Source organism: Marinobacterium aestuarii (assembly GCF_001651805.1).
GTDB lineage: Bacteria > Pseudomonadota > Gammaproteobacteria > Pseudomonadales > Balneatricaceae > Marinobacterium_A > Marinobacterium_A aestuarii.
In genome coordinates, this window is the sequence record NZ_CP015839.1 from 1898516 (window position 1) to 1913259 (window position 14744).

Here is a 14744-nt window from a genome sequence, read left to right on the forward strand (position 1 = left end):
CTCGCTAAAAGGTATGGCTGAATCCGAGTGTGATTCGAAACTCCTGGAAGGCACGGTTATCATCCGCAGAGTCCCGCTCGGTGCTCCTTAAGCCGAGGTTGAGAGAACTGTCCGCGCCCAGCTGCCGAACCATGTTTAACGAGAGCGCTTGCTGGTAGTCCGTGGCCCCTGAATCTGTTTCCAGGCGAGACCAGGTATAAAGTGTGCTCAGGCTGGTTTGCCCTGATGCCTGTATCCTCCAGCCGGCGTTGGCGCCCATATCTTCTTCGGTCCTGGCTTGTACCTGAAATTCTCGTTCTGTTCTGAACAGGCCCAGGGTCCACAGGCTTTTGCCTTTGCTAATGACGAGGTTGGCGTTCAGGCTTTGTTGGATAAACTGCTCTTCGGAGAGAGTAGGCAGCGGAGTGACCAGGGTGATCGCGCGCTCACCGGGGCCTGGTAGAACTGGGCTGCCCCCACCCACCAGCCTGCAGTCGGCAATGGAGAAAGAGGCGGTTGATGGGCAGATCAGAGTGCCGACGGGGGTGAGTTGCAGCAGTTCCTCACGGACACTGCTGATATTCTTGTTGTAGGCCAGCGACCAGTTGGTGTGTCTTTGCCGGTGATTGAAGGTCAATCCATAGCCCTGATTGGATTGCAGCCGGCTATTGTAGGAAGCGCTGAGCGACGTTCTGGGGCTTGGGTTCCAGCTAAGGTCCGCACCCCAGAAATTGCCTGCTTGTGCCTCGGACTGGGTTGGATTGGCGAGATGGCTGTCGACATAACCATACCGAAGCTTGCCGTCCAGCTGGCGGCTTAATCGGTATCCCAGCTCGATATCCATGGTCTCTGATTGGCTCGTTGCGGAGGTATCGGGTGTCGCCTGGCTGGTATCGATATTGAGGGCCCAGTAAATCTTGCTGGGGTTGGACTGGTTGTCGAGAAAAAAGTTGGTGTGGTAGCCGTCGCTGTCATCATTGACGCCATCATACCGTACCATATCGTAGGAAAGATCCGCCCCGAAGGTGGTGTAGCGTCCGAGCCGTTGTCGCCAGCGGGGAGTGACCTGGAAGGTAAAAGTGTCGCTAAAATTATCGGGGGCGCTCAAAGAGTCGCCGGCGCTGGCACTGCGATTGTTGGTCAACTGCTGGCTGTAGCTGCTTCTGGCATCCAGAAAAAGCCGGTCGTCGATCAGCTCTGAGTTAGCCGAGAGGCCCAGTTGATGATGGTAGCCATCGCTGCCTTGGTCTGACGAATAGTCGAGGAATTGGAGCCGGTAATCCAGGTTGGCCTGCAGGTGAGCTCCCTGTTTGGAGAGGGAAAAGCCGGGCCGCACCTCAGTAATAAGGCTTGCCTCTTCGGCGCTCGAGCCAAGGTTGAGATTACTGGTGTAATGCTCGGTGACCTGTATCCCGGGCGTAAATGCCCAGTCGCTGGCCTGAGCTGTCGCTATCGGTGTGAACAGGACCGTTGTTGTTAGCGGGATCGCAAGCCAACGTACCTGGTTATCGCTGAGAAGCGCCGTAGTAGCCATAATAGTCCTTTTGTCTGGTCCTGGATTTATTCAAGACCAGACCAATTGCCATATTTGGCTTGAGCAGGCTCAGTGCCCGTTCCACCTGGCGTTGCGAGGTACGAGCCTCTTCTATGACAATCAATGCCTGCCCCGTCATCTTCGCCAGCACGCTGGTTTCACTGGCCCCAAGCAGCGGTGAGGTGTCGAAGATCACTATGCGGTCGCTGTAGCGGCTGGAAAGCTCCTTCATAAATTGTTTCATCCTTTCACTGGCAATCATCTCAGTGGCATGATGGTGGCGGGTACCGGCGGACACGACCTTGAAGTTAGGAATACTGGTGCTCTGAATGATGTCCCTGACTTCGGCTTTGCTATTCAGGTAATCCAATAAACCCAGAGCCTGGTCGGAAATATTCAGTCTGCGACTGAGATTTGGATTGATCACATCGGCATCCACCAGTAATACGCAGCGGTCATGCTCGGTCACCATGCTCAGTGCCAGGTTCAGCGCAGTAAAGGTTTTCCCCTCTCCTGCATGACAGCTCGAGACCAGAACGAGGTTGGGGTTAGTTAGCTGTGCTGCATTGGCTCCGAAAGCGTTATCGAGCAATGGACGCTTGATATAGCGATACTCCTCCTTGATTGGGGTGAAGTTTTCGGTGGGGGTAATCAGCCCCATCCGTTCCAGGCGATCTGTATCGATGTACAGTTGTTCTGGACTGCCGGTCAGGTCGGGGCTAGTGTCGGTTGAGTCATCCTTTTGGGGCCCGGACTGGGGGGCGTGAAGGGGAGGTTGTAGCGGCCTGTCGGCCTGTATAGAGGGCCGTACCGGTGTCTCGGACGGGGTGTCGTCGAGCCTGTGATGGTTATCGACACTGACAGTTCCCCGCTTTTCCGTGCCCATCTGCTGACTTTTCTCAAGTGCGCGCTCGATTGTGCTCATGAGAACCCCTAAAAATAGTTGAGAATTCTGTAGGCTAACTGCTGGAGCTGGCGAAACCAGGTATTCGGGAAATCGGGAACGTAGGCAAGCAGCTGTTGGTTAGCGTCAGGGAGTAACTGCAGGAACATCAGCATTCCGTAAAACGTCAGCAGTGATCCTGCCAGGGCTATAAATAGACGGGCTTCCCTGCGTTTTTGGCTCAGCAACTCCGGGTCCCTGATCATGCTGATCACCCCCAGTACGGGATAACCTGTGGCCTGAAAGAGTTGTTTGGGGTCAAAGAAGACAGGCCTGAGCTGGGAGATGAGGAAAGCGACTCCGATGCCAATGCCCATTGCCCCTACCAGTACCCCGGACAGGATCAGGGGACGGTTAGGGCCCGTGGGCGCTGCGGGCAGACGTGGTGGTTCTATGATGCGAAACTTAATTCCATCTGCACTGGCGTCCGCCTGTTCCGACAGGTGCGCCGACTCGCGGCGCGACAGCAGTTCATTATATTGCTGTTGGGTAATCGTATATCCTCGCTGCAGCGCTTGAAGCTCCGCCTCCAGCTCAGGGATGGTGTTGGCGTTGTTCTGTAATCTATCCAGTTGCTGTTGATAATCAGCCAGGCGTACCTCCAGGGATCGCACGGTGGTTTCTTCATTGGCGTGTGAGAGCTTGAGCTGTTGAAAAACAGGGTTTTCGTTCAAGCCTCCTTCTCGTGTAATCTGGGTGGCTTGCCGCGTCCGTTGTCGTGCACGTCGTTCCTGAGCCCTCTTCCCCTGGAGGTCTTTCAAAATAAGCTCTGTCTCCCGAATGTCCGGATGCTGATCGGTGTATTTCAAACGCAGCTGGTCCAGTTGGTTTTCCAGAGTGTTGATGCGTCCATCGTAACTGGAGAGAATATCGTAGGAGGACGTAGTGAGCTCTTCTTCTTCCATGATGCCAAAATTTGGCACCTCTCCGGCCAGCTGTTTTTCAAGCGAATCCATACGGGTTTTGGCTTCCCGTAGCTCCAGCTCTATGGCCCTGGTCTGGCCTTTTAGACTATTGATGCGACTATAAAACCCACTGTCGGAACTCATCAGTTCGTAGTTTCTCTGCTTGAACTCTTTGAGCTGGTTGTCCGCTTCATTCAGGCGTGACTCGTATTCGCCGATCTGCCGGTCCAGGAAGTTGGCTGCGGTGGTATTGTCTTCCCGTTTGTTTCCCAGAGTGTTTTCGACCAGTGTAGTCAAGGTCGCTTCAACCACATTTTTGGCTTCTGCTGCTGAGTGGCTTGTGTAAGAGATGGCATAGATGTTTTCCCGACCCGCTCGGCTCAGAGTGAGGTTGGCTACCAGCTGAGCAATGATGGCTTCGTATTCGGCGTCGTTTTCTGCCTGGATATCCAGGTCAGCCAAACGGGTGATTTTTTCCAGATTGGGACGGGTCAGCAAGGTTTTGACAATCAGTTGCACCTGCTGTTCGGGATTGGTCTGAACGGTCAGGCCTCGCAGTAACGGCGCCAGCAGAGACTGGGTATCAACATACACTTTTGCTTCAGAGACGTATTGATCCGGCATTTTCAGGACAAAGGGCCAACCGATCAGGCACAGAACCCAAAACAATACCAAAGCGCTCCATTTATGAACCCAAATCCCGCGTAGGTAGGAGACTATCTGCTCAATAATATCTTGCATGGATAATACTCCGATGCCCTAAAACCACGCTTCCGGGATAATGATAATATCGCCGGGCAGGATATGGACGTTGGCGGAGATATCACCATCCTCAACGAGGTCGTCTATACGGATGCCGTACTGTTGTTGCTGGCCGTCCACTATACGTACCACGCTGGCACCGTTGCCGTTGGCAAATTCTGTGAGGCCGCCAACCGCAATCATGACATCCAGCAGCGTCATGTCCTCTCGGTAGGACAGGGCCTGGGGTTCATCGGCTTCGCCGATAATACGCACCTGCTCGGAGTAGGGGCCCACAAAGCCCTGGACGATGACGGTAACGATAGGTTCCTTGATGTAGAGGCCAAGGCTCTCCTCGAGCTTTCGCGCGACCTGGGTCGGTGTCAATCCGCTTACCGAGACATCTTCGACCAGGGGGGATGTGACCTTGCCGTCCGGACGTACAGTTACTGTCTGGGATACTTCCGGGCTGCCCCAGACAAAAATATTCAAACTGTCCCCCGGGCCGATCAGGTAGTTGTACTGGGCGGGGTCGGTTGTACGGGGATGTTTTGCGACAGCTGTAGATAATGGTGGATATGGATTGCTCGTGCAGCCTGTCAGGAGAGCGAGCGCAATGATTACTGCAGTACAAGCCAGCCACTCAGGCCTCATTCCTTTCATGATTTTCTATTCTCCGTGCTTATAAATACAACTGGAGTCTGCTCTCAAACATCACTCATGAAACATAGTCTGCGCTAGTGGTTGCTGCAAGTGTGGCCGCTCCTGCCAGGTAAAGTGGACTCATCCGGCTGTTTCATTGCAAAGTCAGGCGTTTGTACGCCGGGGCCAGCGCAAAGGGTGTATTTCGTACCGAACGCATGGACGCCTGGAGGCAGTTTTTGGCCTCATGCTCGCGGGCAACGTTGTCGCGCCAGCCCCGGCGAGTTGTCGGGGGCGCAGACCGAGGAGCCTGCGACGAGTCAAAAAGAGCACGAAAACAGCCAAACTCAGGTGGTTCTCAGTAGGTTGAGTATTGTCGGACAGCCTCCTAGCTTTTACCGTGCCTGACCATACCCCAGGGGGTTCATCGACTGCCAGCGCCAGGTATCGGCCATCATTTCCTCGAGCCCGCGAACCGCTTTCCAGCCCAGCTCCCGTTCGGCGCGAGAGGCGTCGGCCCAGCATGCGGCGATATCGCCGGTACGCCGCTCGACGATGGTGTAGGGTACGGGGCGGCCACTGGCCTGCTCAAAGGCACGCACGACCTCCAGCACTGAAAAGCCCCGGCCGGTTCCGAGGTTCCAGATGCCGATACCCCGGTTTTGCTGCATCCAGCCGAGTGCCGCCAGGTGGCCGAGGGCCAGGTCCACGACATGGATGAAGTCACGCACCCCGGTACCGTCGGCTGTCGGATAATCGCCGCCAAACACCGAGAGCTTATCCCGCTGGCCGATCGTCACCTGGCTGATATAGGGAACCAGGTTGTTCGGAATACCCTGCGGATCTTCGCCAATCAGTCCACTGGCGTGCGCGCCGGCGGGATTGAAATAACGCAGCAGTGCTATGGACCAGTGGGGGTCCGAGCGGGCCAGGTCCTGCAACATCTGTTCGACCATCAGCTTGGAGCGACCATAGGGATTTATCGGCACACCGGTGGGAAAATCCTCACGGATCGGCATCTCAGGCGGTTCGCCATATACGGTGGCCGAGGAGCTGAACACCAGGTTCAACACGCCGGCCGCCTGCATCGCCTGGCACAGTGTTATGGTGCCGGCGACATTGTTCTCGTAATAGGCCAGCGGCTGCGCCACGCTCTCGCTGACCGCCTTCAGACCGGAAATATGCACGACGCTGTCAAATTGATGCTTGGTGAACAGCTGGTCGAGCAGCAACCTGTCACGGATATCGCCTTCAATGGCGAGCAGTTGTGGCGTCTGCCTTCGGGCATCTGTTGCTATTCGTGCGACACGCTCCAGTGCAGTCTGCGAGCTATTGCAGTGGTTATCCAGCACTACCACTTCATGGTCGGCGTTCAGCAGCTCGACCACGGTATGTGACCCTATATAGCCGGCACCGCCGGTCACCAGAACTTTCATAAGTTTCCTCACAATTGTTTCCGCGGAATTCACCTAGGTCATTACAGGCTGCTGGCCGGGACATCGCGGGCTATTGTCCTTAACTCAGAGAGCGCACATACCAAGGCATGGCCTGACCAATACCGTCGTAAATACGGTGAATGGGGGCGTAGCCCAGTTTGCTTTGTGCCTTGCTGATATCGGCCTGTGAGTGGCATACATCCCCTGCGCGAAAGTCCCCGTAAACCGGGGCCTTGGTGTAAGTCACGCCGCAGTCGACCAGGGCTGCCTTCAGGGTGTCGAACAGGGTGTTCAGGCTGGTCCTGTCTCCCAGGGCCACGTTGTAAACTTCGTTTTTCGCGTCATCCGGCGCGGTAGCGGCGAGGATATTCATCTGCACGGTGTTGTCGATAAAACAGAAATCCCGGCTGGTTTTTCCATCGCCGTTGATACAAACGTCCTCGCAATGGATCATTGCCGCCGTCCATTTCGGAATGACCGCGGCATAGGCGCCGTTCGGGTCCTGACGCTTGCCAAAGACGTTGAAGTAGCGCAGGCCGATGGTCTTGAAACCGTAGGTCTTGGCAAAGACCTCGGCGTATAGCTCGTTCACATACTTTGTCACAGCGTAAGGCGACAGCGGCTTGCCAATGTTCTCTTCCACCTTGGGCAGAGTTGGATGATCGCCGTAAGTGGAGCTCGATGCTGCATAGGTAAAGCTTGTGACGTCGGCATCGCGTGCGGCTACCAGCATGTTCAGGAAGCCGGTGACATTGGCGGCGTTGCTCGCGATCGGGTCGGCGATAGACCGGGGGACAGAGCCCAGAGCGGCCTGGTGGAGGACGTGGTCCACAGCGCGGGTCCCGGCGACGGGGTGGCGCATGGCGCGGCGGCAGTCTTCGAGGTTGCAGATGTCGCCCTGAATGAAGTGGAAGCTGGTCCATTGCTCTGTCGAAACCAGGGATTTGACTTCGTCGAGGTTGTGCTGGTGTCCGGTGGCGAAGTTGTCCAGGCCGATGACGTGCTGCCCGAGCTTGAGCAGGGTTTCCAGCAGGTTTGAGCCGATGAAGCCGGCGACGCCGGTAACTAGCCAGACCTTTGGGGTGGCTGTGAGTGCATGCTGAACCTGATCGTAGCGGGTCATGGGAGCCTCATTTAACGCCAAACTTTAATGATAGATGCAGACTCGGTGATGGGGTGGTGCCGTATTATCCGGCCAGTATAGACAGCCGGCCGGCCGAACAGTGAGTTGCAGTCCTGGTCGATGCCGGCCAGGCCGATACCGGGGCGCGGAGCGGCTCTGCAGTGAGCGGCGTTAATCAACGGGCACCCTTGCCGAACAGGATCACCTCGACGGTTTGTATCAGAATCATGGTGTCCAGCAGGAAACTGAAGTTTTTGACGTAATAGAGGTCGTATTGGAGTTTTTCCAGGGCGTCCTCTTCGCTGCTGCCGTAGCTGTAACAGATTTGTGCCCATCCGGTCAGCCCCGGCTTGAGCTGGTGGCGCACATCGTAATACGGCAGGTTGCGGGAGAGTTGCTCGACGAACTCCGGGCGTTCTGGGCGCGGACCTATAAAGCTCATCTCACCGTGAAGAATATTAAACAGCTGTGGAAGTTCATCGATACGATATTTGCGCATGAACGCCCCCACAGGGGTCACCCGCTGATCGCCCTTTTGGGCCCATATAGCCCCGTGAGTTTCTGCATCTACCTTCATACTGCGGAACTTATAGATTTTGAAAGGCTTTCCTCTGAGCCCAACCCGAGTCTGCTGGTAAAGAATGGAGGCCCCGGGGCCGCTTTCGAGCCTGATAAGCAACGCAGTCACCAGCATAATAGGCCAGACTATGATCAGCAGGAGCAGGCTGATCATAATATCGAAGAGTCGTTTACCTGTACGTACAAGCAGGCGACTGATCCGATAGCCATTGCCGCAGGCCATCCAGCTCGGGGGGATCAGTAGCAACGGAATTTTTCCACTCTCACGCTCGATAAAGCTGGCGATGTCGATCACGTTGGCCCCAACCAGCCGGCATTCGTAGAGTTCATCCATCGGCAGGTAAGCCTGGTGCTGATCGGCGGCCAGGATCACCTCTTTGATCTTGTGGCGTTCTACAAACTCGGCAAGATGATCGAGATCAACGGTTAATCGGTCCGGTTGTCGGACGCCTGCGGCATCCCCTTCGATTCCGACATAGCCAAGCAGCTGAAAGCCTTTACGGTCTGAGGCGCGGCGCAATTTATCCTGGATAATACAGGCCCGCGCTCCGGCGCCCAGCACCAATACGCGGTGCTTGAACAGGTCTGTGGTGTGGAGCTTGTTGAATCCATACCGCAATGCGCAAACCACCAGAAACGACAGGCCCAGCGCCATGAAAACCGTCTTGGGCGGGATGCTGGTCATGGGGATGGTATAGATGATGATCCCTTCGGTGATGGAGGCCAGGGTGAAGCTAAGCAGTATTCGTGCGAGTTGTTCGCGGGAGGTGCCTCGCTGCAGCGGACGATACAGCCCCATGGCTGCCATGCTGAGAAAACAGATAAGCACAAAAACGATACAGCCCATGCACCTCATGTGATCGAAGAAACTGTGCTGCGAGTCGTTCATGCTCAGGAATAAGCACGACAACATCGCGAATGCTTCGCTGATCGCCAGCAGCGCATAGGTGTGCTTGACGGATAAATTACCGGCCAGATGTGCGAACATGCAAGCAGCTCCCTGTCTTAGGTCTGTGCTTAGCCGGAATCCGCGATGGTATGCAGCTGGCTACTTCCACTCGCTGTCAGCTCGTCCGATCTTGCTGTTTCGAGCACTTAGCGACGAAAGTTGGGCGATCGTGAGCCGCAATATTGGAAATATTAGAATTCTAGTGCGGACGCTTCAAGCAGCGATTCAGCCCGGTGTTGAAAATATCTCGGCAAGCATGGTGCCGAAAATTTCGGGAGTTTCGCTTTATATCGGCATCCTGCCATAACGTCCGCGCCTGAGCGCCAGCCGTCCCGGCCAATCAACGGTTCTCAGGCTTATGAGAACCGGTAACATCAGTGTAGACGTCGAAAGCCCACCTCATTACCCGATTAGCACTTCAGTTGCGGGAGGGTGGCCCAAAAACTGTTGCGGACTTGCGGTCAGGCCATAGGCGCCGGACTGACGAATGACCACCCAATCGCCTGGTTGCGCTTTCGGCAATATCACTTTTTCGGCAAGGATATCCAGCGGGGTGCAGAGTGGTCCGACGACGGTGACCTGTTCTTTTTCCTCGCCTTCAGCGCGGTTGCCGATCAGTATCGGATAATTTTTGCGCAGGACCTGCCCAAAGTTGCCGGAGTTGGCAAGGTGATGATGCAGACCGCCGTCGGTGATCAGGTAGACAGTGCCTCGGGATCTTTTACGCTCCAGCACTTTACAGACATAGATGCCTGCTTCTCCTACCAGGTAACGCCCCAGCTCCAGGACCAGCGCGGTCTTGGGGGAGGCCTGTTGGGTTTGTTTCTGTAGCCGGTACAGTTGGTCGGCGACACTCGTAAGGTCCAGGGGGGATTCCCCCGGGAAGTATGGGATACCGAATCCCCCTCCGATATTGATAAAGCGCAACCTGAGCGTGAACCGCTTGATCAGCTCACAGACAAGGTTTACCACTGCTTGTTGTGCTTCGCAAATGGCTGCCGGATTCAGGTTCTGGGAGCCGGTATAGAGATGCAGCCCTTCCGGCTCCAGGTCCAGTCCTCGCATCTTTTCGATCAGTTCGGGGAATTGCTCGGTATCAATCCCGAACGGCTTGGCACCGCCGGTCATGCGCATGCCCGAGGACTTTAATTCAAACTCCGGATTGAGTCTGACAGCGATTCGGGGTGCTATACCCAGTTCGACGCCGGCCCGCGCCGCCTGATCGATTTGAGCGAAAGACTCGGCATTGATGATGATGCCGGCGGCGACTGCGGCTTCGATTTCGCGCCGAGTCTTGCCTGGACCGGCAAAGCTGATCTCGCTGGCGGCTTTACCGCCATTGATCGCCACCAGCATTTCCTGATGCGATGCGACGTCGAAACCATCGACCAGTGGCGCGATGAAATTCACCAGCGCCGGCATAGGATTGGCCTTGAGGGCGTAATGGAGCTGGATGCCAGCCGGCAGCAGCCTGCGAAGTTCGGCGATTCGTTGAGCAATCAACGGGCGATCATAGGCGTAGAAAGGCGTTTGGGACATTTGAGCGGCGAGCCGGGACAAGGGCAGGCCGCCGATATAGAGCTCATTGTGGCGTATATCCGGCCACTGAGTGCTGTGACCTAAGGGGTTAACCGTCGGCATGAGGTGGCTCCGAAAGGTCATCGAATAAGTCAGCGTACCGCTGGGCGAGGAGTCGGCGGTCGATTTTTCCGTTGGGGTTACGTGGCAGCTCGGCTTCAAGGATACATTTATGTGGCACCATAAAATTGGGCAGTTGTTCGCGGCATCGCTGCAGCAGGGCGTCGAGGCATGACTCCGTGGAGTCTGTTGTCGCGGGCACTGTCACAATCAGCAGGACTGCCTGGCCTAGAGTTGCATGAGGCACACCGACAGCCGCAGCTTCGCGAATAAGGCCACTTTGGTAAGCCATCTCCTCGATCTCGTCGGGGCTGACCCGGTAGCCGGAGGTTTTGATCATTTCGTCCCTGCGGCCGACAAAATAGAGATACCCCTCTTCATCCCGGGTGACAGTATCGCCCGACCAGACCGCCAGTTCCTTAAACACCAGCCCCTCGGCTTGACCGGGAAGGGGCCTGAAACGCTCGCGGGTTTTCTCCGGGTCGTTCCAGTAACCCTGGCTCACCAGGGGGCCGCGGTGAACCAGTTCCCCGGGTTCATGGGGTTGGCAGGGGACCCCGTCCTCCCTCAATACCAGCACCTCGGCGTTGGGGATCGCTTTGCCGATAGACCCTGGTTTGAAATCGATCTGCTCTGGAGGCAAATAGGTGGAGCGAAACGCTTCGGTCAGGCCGTACATCAGGAACGGCTGGGCGTTGGGAAAGAGCCTGCGCAGTCTGGTCAGCAAGGATTGCGGCATATGTCCGCCCGTATTGGCAAAATAGCGTACTGAGCTTGCCGCATCTTGGCTCCATTCCAGCGAGGCGATCTGGTTCCACAGCGGCGGTACTGCTGTGATTCCGGTTATTCGGTGTCGGGCGACCTGGCGTCGAACATCGTTGGGCAGCAGATAGTCCATCAAATAGCAGCAGGCGCCGGATTCGAACGCCGTTGTGACTTGGCTGAGGCCGGCGTCGAAGCTCAACGGCAGAACCACCAGGATACGATCTTGCGGTGTGTTGTCGAGATAGCCGGCAACGCTCTGGGCACCGACGATCAGATTACGGTGAGACAGTACCACTCCCTTGGGTTTTCCCGTGCTGCCGGAAGTATAGAGGATGGCAGCCATATCGGTGTCGGTTACGGAACCCGGTGACGCGCTGCAGATCGGCGCGCCCTGGAGCTGATGCCAAGACACACGGGAGTATGGGGCATGTTCGCAGGACAGGTTGTCGTCTATCAGAACCACCTGCTTAAGATCACGCAGGTGCGCCAGGTTCGGGGCCAGTTGCTGCAGCCGTGCGTGGCTGGTGATCAGAATGCGGGCATTGCAGTCGCTGAGTATATGCTGGACCTGCGGCGGTTTCAGGACCGGATTGATGGGTACGAAGACCCCGCCCGCCCGCGTGGCGGCGAACAGGCTGATCACGGTTTCGTGTTGTTTGGGCAGGTAGATGGCTACGCGTTCATAGCGCTGCAGGCCCAGTTCTCCCAGCCCGCTAGCAAGCTGTTGCACCCTTGTAGAAAGCTCGCCGTAACAGATCTGCTCCTGCCTGTGGGATAAGGCAGGTTGTGCGGGTGTTTGAGCGGCCCTGGTTTCGATCAGATGGTGCAGGAGATAGTGCGTGCGCGTATTCATCGTCTGTCCTGATATTCAGGGGCTGGTTGTCGCCAGTTCGGGCCAGCTGTCCTTGATGAAGCGAGTCAGGGTCGCATCGGCGGTGAGGCTGTCCTCATAATCCACTGCCAGCGCGTATCCGCTGACCACTTCGTGCGCACCGCTAAGTTTGTTCAGGGCTTGCAGCAGCTTGACCTCCATGGGGTTGGCGACGGGCCGCTTGTAGGCGTAAAACCAGTACCAGATTCGTCGCATGTTGCCATCCAGGGTCCTCAGCTCGAGCACATTGACCTTGAGTTGACCGGAACCGACCGGGACCGTTCGAGTAGTGCGACCCGCCGGCGTCCAGGCATTGGTGGTGTACCACCGGTTAACGCCGCTAATCAGCTCCTTGCCCTGATGTTCGGATTGGTAGTCGGCAATATAAAGACCGACGGTGGCGTCGTGATCCAGCCGGTAAGTTGCGTGGAAAATTCGGTCGGCCCCGACAAATTTCGGGCGCCAGTCCAGCGCGTCGGCGGCTTGCTGGGTCCATGGGGGTAAGGAAAACTGCTGGATGGGCAAGGCAGAAAGCTGTGGTGTGAGCTTCATCAACTGACCCCAAGTACAGGTTAGCAGCAAAATCACTAGCGCGGCTGCCGGAGCCGCATAGACCCGGGAGCGCGGCCTGTCCTCCATCAAGGAGCTCACGGCGCTGGTCTTCTGGTCTGGATTGAAAGCCGGTTCAGGGTCTCGCCACCAACTGCCGATCCAGAACATCAACATCACCACCAGGCCGAAGAACAGCCAGCCGTAGATCAAATGGTCGACCCCGGTGGCATATTTCATATCGGACAGGTGGGCGATCAGTACAATCAGATAGGCGCGTATGCCGTTGGCCAGCACCGTCATCAATGCGGATGCGGCGATAAAGATCAGACGGCTGCGCAGGCGACGATAGGTGAGGTGGGCATAAAGGGTCCCGAGGGCAACGGAGGCGATCAGGTAGCGCAGCCCGCTGCAGGCCTCGGCAACCTCGAAACGACCGCTGGGGATTTCGATAAGGAGGCCGTTGAAATAGACCGGCACGCCACTGAGCTGCAGCGCCTGAACCGTGATATCTGCGGTGACCTGTTGCAGATACGGCGTTAGTTGATCGCCAAAGGGGACGGCGAAGATCAGGTAGGCCAAAGGAAATGCCAAGGTCTTGGCGACCGTTCTGCCCAGAGTGACGACCACCAGGGCAATCAAGATCAAAATGGCGGCCATCTGTTCCACCACCAGCACATCGGCGGCCAGCCCCAGCAACCAGACAAAACACAATCCCAGCAATGGAATCAGCGCGCTCCAATCCGGTCCCATTTCGAGGGTGGTCAATTGCGGACCTTTACGGATGATCAGCCAGAGGCTGATCAGGGGGATCAGCATCCCATGGGCATAGGTTTCCGAGCGCCACCAGATCGCCGCCATGGACATCAGGCTGGGCCAGAAGACTGCCGCGTAAACCAGCACCAGCAGAGCCAGCGTCAGCAGCGCTTTGCGTTGCTGACGCTTGAGCTGAAGGCGCGGCGTACCGCGGTTTATGGTGGGCTCGAAAGTGGTCATGCCAGGTTCTTCGACAGATAGGGGCCTAGTTGCTGGGACAACCCCAGCGGCAAGTGCTGCCAGAGCTTAATAAAGTAACGGTACTTGGGGTTATTGGGGCTGTTATCCGGAAGCTTGGTCGCTTTGACCAGATGGTATTCATAACAGAGCGGTTCGGGTTTAAAACCCCAGTGTCGCTTGTAGTGATAGGGGCCGCTGTCAATTTTGCTGCGACCGAAATCGAAGGTCGCAAGCCCCCTGGCCGTAGTTCGCTGCATCAGATTCCAGTACATGAAATCCATGCTTTTCAGGTTGCGCGAATCCGGCAGCCCGCCCCCATAGTAGGGCAGTACCTCATCGCGGAAATAAAAACTCATCAGGCTGCTGACCGGCCTGCCCTGGTGATGGATGGTGAGTACTTCGCAGTCGTGCTTGAAAACCGCCTGCAGGGCCTGGAAAAAACGCCGTGAAAACACCGGTGTCCCCAGGTTTCTGACACTGGTGGAATAAACATGAAAAAACTGATCAAGGCCAGTCTCGATAGTCGCGGTGTGTTCATTGCTGATCGCCTGTCGGATAACCGCACGCTGTTTGCGCTTCATCGCCTGCAGGTTGCCTGCATCGTTACTCAGGGGGCGACGGAAAGTGGCGTGCTTGTGTTTGGCGAGCCAGTCAGGGCTTTTGGCCTGGCGGTGTCTGAGTTCCAGATAGTCGACCCCCAGCGTTTCCGCCAGAGTCTTGGCGTGGTCGAGAAGCTTGACGGTCGCCGCGTCGCTGATCGACGCGACGCCACCGTAGACGCAAAACGGGGTGGACACCAGTGAATGGCCAAACAGCAGGCTCTTGACCTCAACCAGAGGCAAAACGCCACAGATTTGACCGTCCTGCTCGGCATAGAAGTAGTAAGAGGTGTGACCGGTCGTTGATTCGATCACGGATTTCCAGCCGGCCCTGTGGAAAAAGGTGGCTTCTTCGCACGTCTCAACAAACTGATCCCAGCGGTCTTGTGTATTCAGGTCCAATGTCTTGATCACAACCATGTGTAAAATCCTTTCACAGTTAGCGAACCTTGGAAGCCGATAATGTCAAGACGTAGCAATGGCATTGATACACAG

The 14744-nt window shown here is 56.4% G+C and carries 11 protein-coding genes; all 11 read right to left on the reverse strand.

The window, feature by feature from the left end; genetic code table 11:
- Positions 1–4 precede the first annotated feature (4 nt).
- The 11 genes from A8C75_RS08445 to A8C75_RS08495 all read right to left on the reverse strand — a co-directional run bounded on the left by A8C75_RS08445 (position 5) and on the right by A8C75_RS08495 (position 14669).
- Positions 5–1513, reverse strand: coding sequence for a TIGR03016 family PEP-CTERM system-associated outer membrane protein (locus A8C75_RS08445; RefSeq protein WP_067380699.1), 1509 nt, complete (start codon positions 1511–1513; stop codon positions 5–7).
- Positions 1485–2438, reverse strand: coding sequence for an AAA family ATPase (locus A8C75_RS08450; protein ID WP_084783876.1), 954 nt, complete (start codon positions 2436–2438; stop codon positions 1485–1487). The genes A8C75_RS08445 and A8C75_RS08450 overlap by 29 nt, the downstream gene beginning before the upstream one ends.
- 8 nt (positions 2439–2446) lie before the next feature.
- Positions 2447–4102, reverse strand: coding sequence for an XrtA system polysaccharide chain length determinant (locus tag A8C75_RS08455; RefSeq protein WP_084783878.1), 1656 nt, complete (start codon positions 4100–4102; stop codon positions 2447–2449).
- A gap of 18 nt (positions 4103–4120) precedes the next feature.
- Positions 4121–4765, reverse strand: a complete 645-nt coding sequence (locus tag A8C75_RS08460; protein ID WP_067380704.1) for an XrtA/PEP-CTERM system exopolysaccharide export protein — start codon at positions 4763–4765, stop codon at positions 4121–4123.
- A gap of 374 nt (positions 4766–5139) precedes the next feature.
- Positions 5140–6180 (reverse strand): UDP-glucose 4-epimerase GalE, encoded by a 1041-nt coding sequence (galE, locus tag A8C75_RS08465; RefSeq protein WP_067380707.1) that lies wholly within the window; start codon positions 6178–6180, stop codon positions 5140–5142.
- 79 nt (positions 6181–6259) lie between these two features.
- Positions 6260–7303 (reverse strand): SDR family NAD(P)-dependent oxidoreductase, encoded by a 1044-nt coding sequence (locus A8C75_RS08470; RefSeq protein ID WP_067380710.1) that lies wholly within the window; start codon positions 7301–7303, stop codon positions 6260–6262.
- A gap of 175 nt (positions 7304–7478) precedes the next feature.
- Positions 7479–8870 carry a TIGR03013 family XrtA/PEP-CTERM system glycosyltransferase gene (locus A8C75_RS08475; RefSeq protein ID WP_067380713.1) on the reverse strand — a complete coding sequence of 464 codons (1392 nt, stop codon included), beginning with the start codon at positions 8868–8870 and terminating at the stop codon, positions 7479–7481.
- Between the two features lie 363 nt (positions 8871–9233).
- Positions 9234–10472: a pyridoxal-dependent decarboxylase, exosortase A system-associated gene (locus A8C75_RS08480; protein WP_227819865.1), complete on the reverse strand. Its 1239-nt coding sequence runs from the start codon at positions 10470–10472 to the stop codon at positions 9234–9236.
- On the reverse strand, positions 10459–12087 hold the full coding sequence (locus A8C75_RS08485; RefSeq protein ID WP_067380728.1) for an acyl-CoA ligase (AMP-forming), exosortase A system-associated: 1629 nt from the start codon (positions 12085–12087) through the stop codon (positions 10459–10461). The genes A8C75_RS08480 and A8C75_RS08485 overlap by 14 nt, the downstream gene beginning before the upstream one ends.
- A gap of 15 nt (positions 12088–12102) precedes the next feature.
- Positions 12103–13650 (reverse strand): exosortase A, encoded by a 1548-nt coding sequence (gene xrtA / locus A8C75_RS08490; protein WP_067380730.1) that lies wholly within the window; start codon positions 13648–13650, stop codon positions 12103–12105.
- On the reverse strand, positions 13647–14669 hold the full coding sequence (locus tag A8C75_RS08495; protein ID WP_067380732.1) for a FemAB family XrtA/PEP-CTERM system-associated protein: 1023 nt from the start codon (positions 14667–14669) through the stop codon (positions 13647–13649). The genes xrtA and A8C75_RS08495 overlap by 4 nt, the downstream gene beginning before the upstream one ends.
- Positions 14670–14744 lie beyond the last annotated feature (75 nt).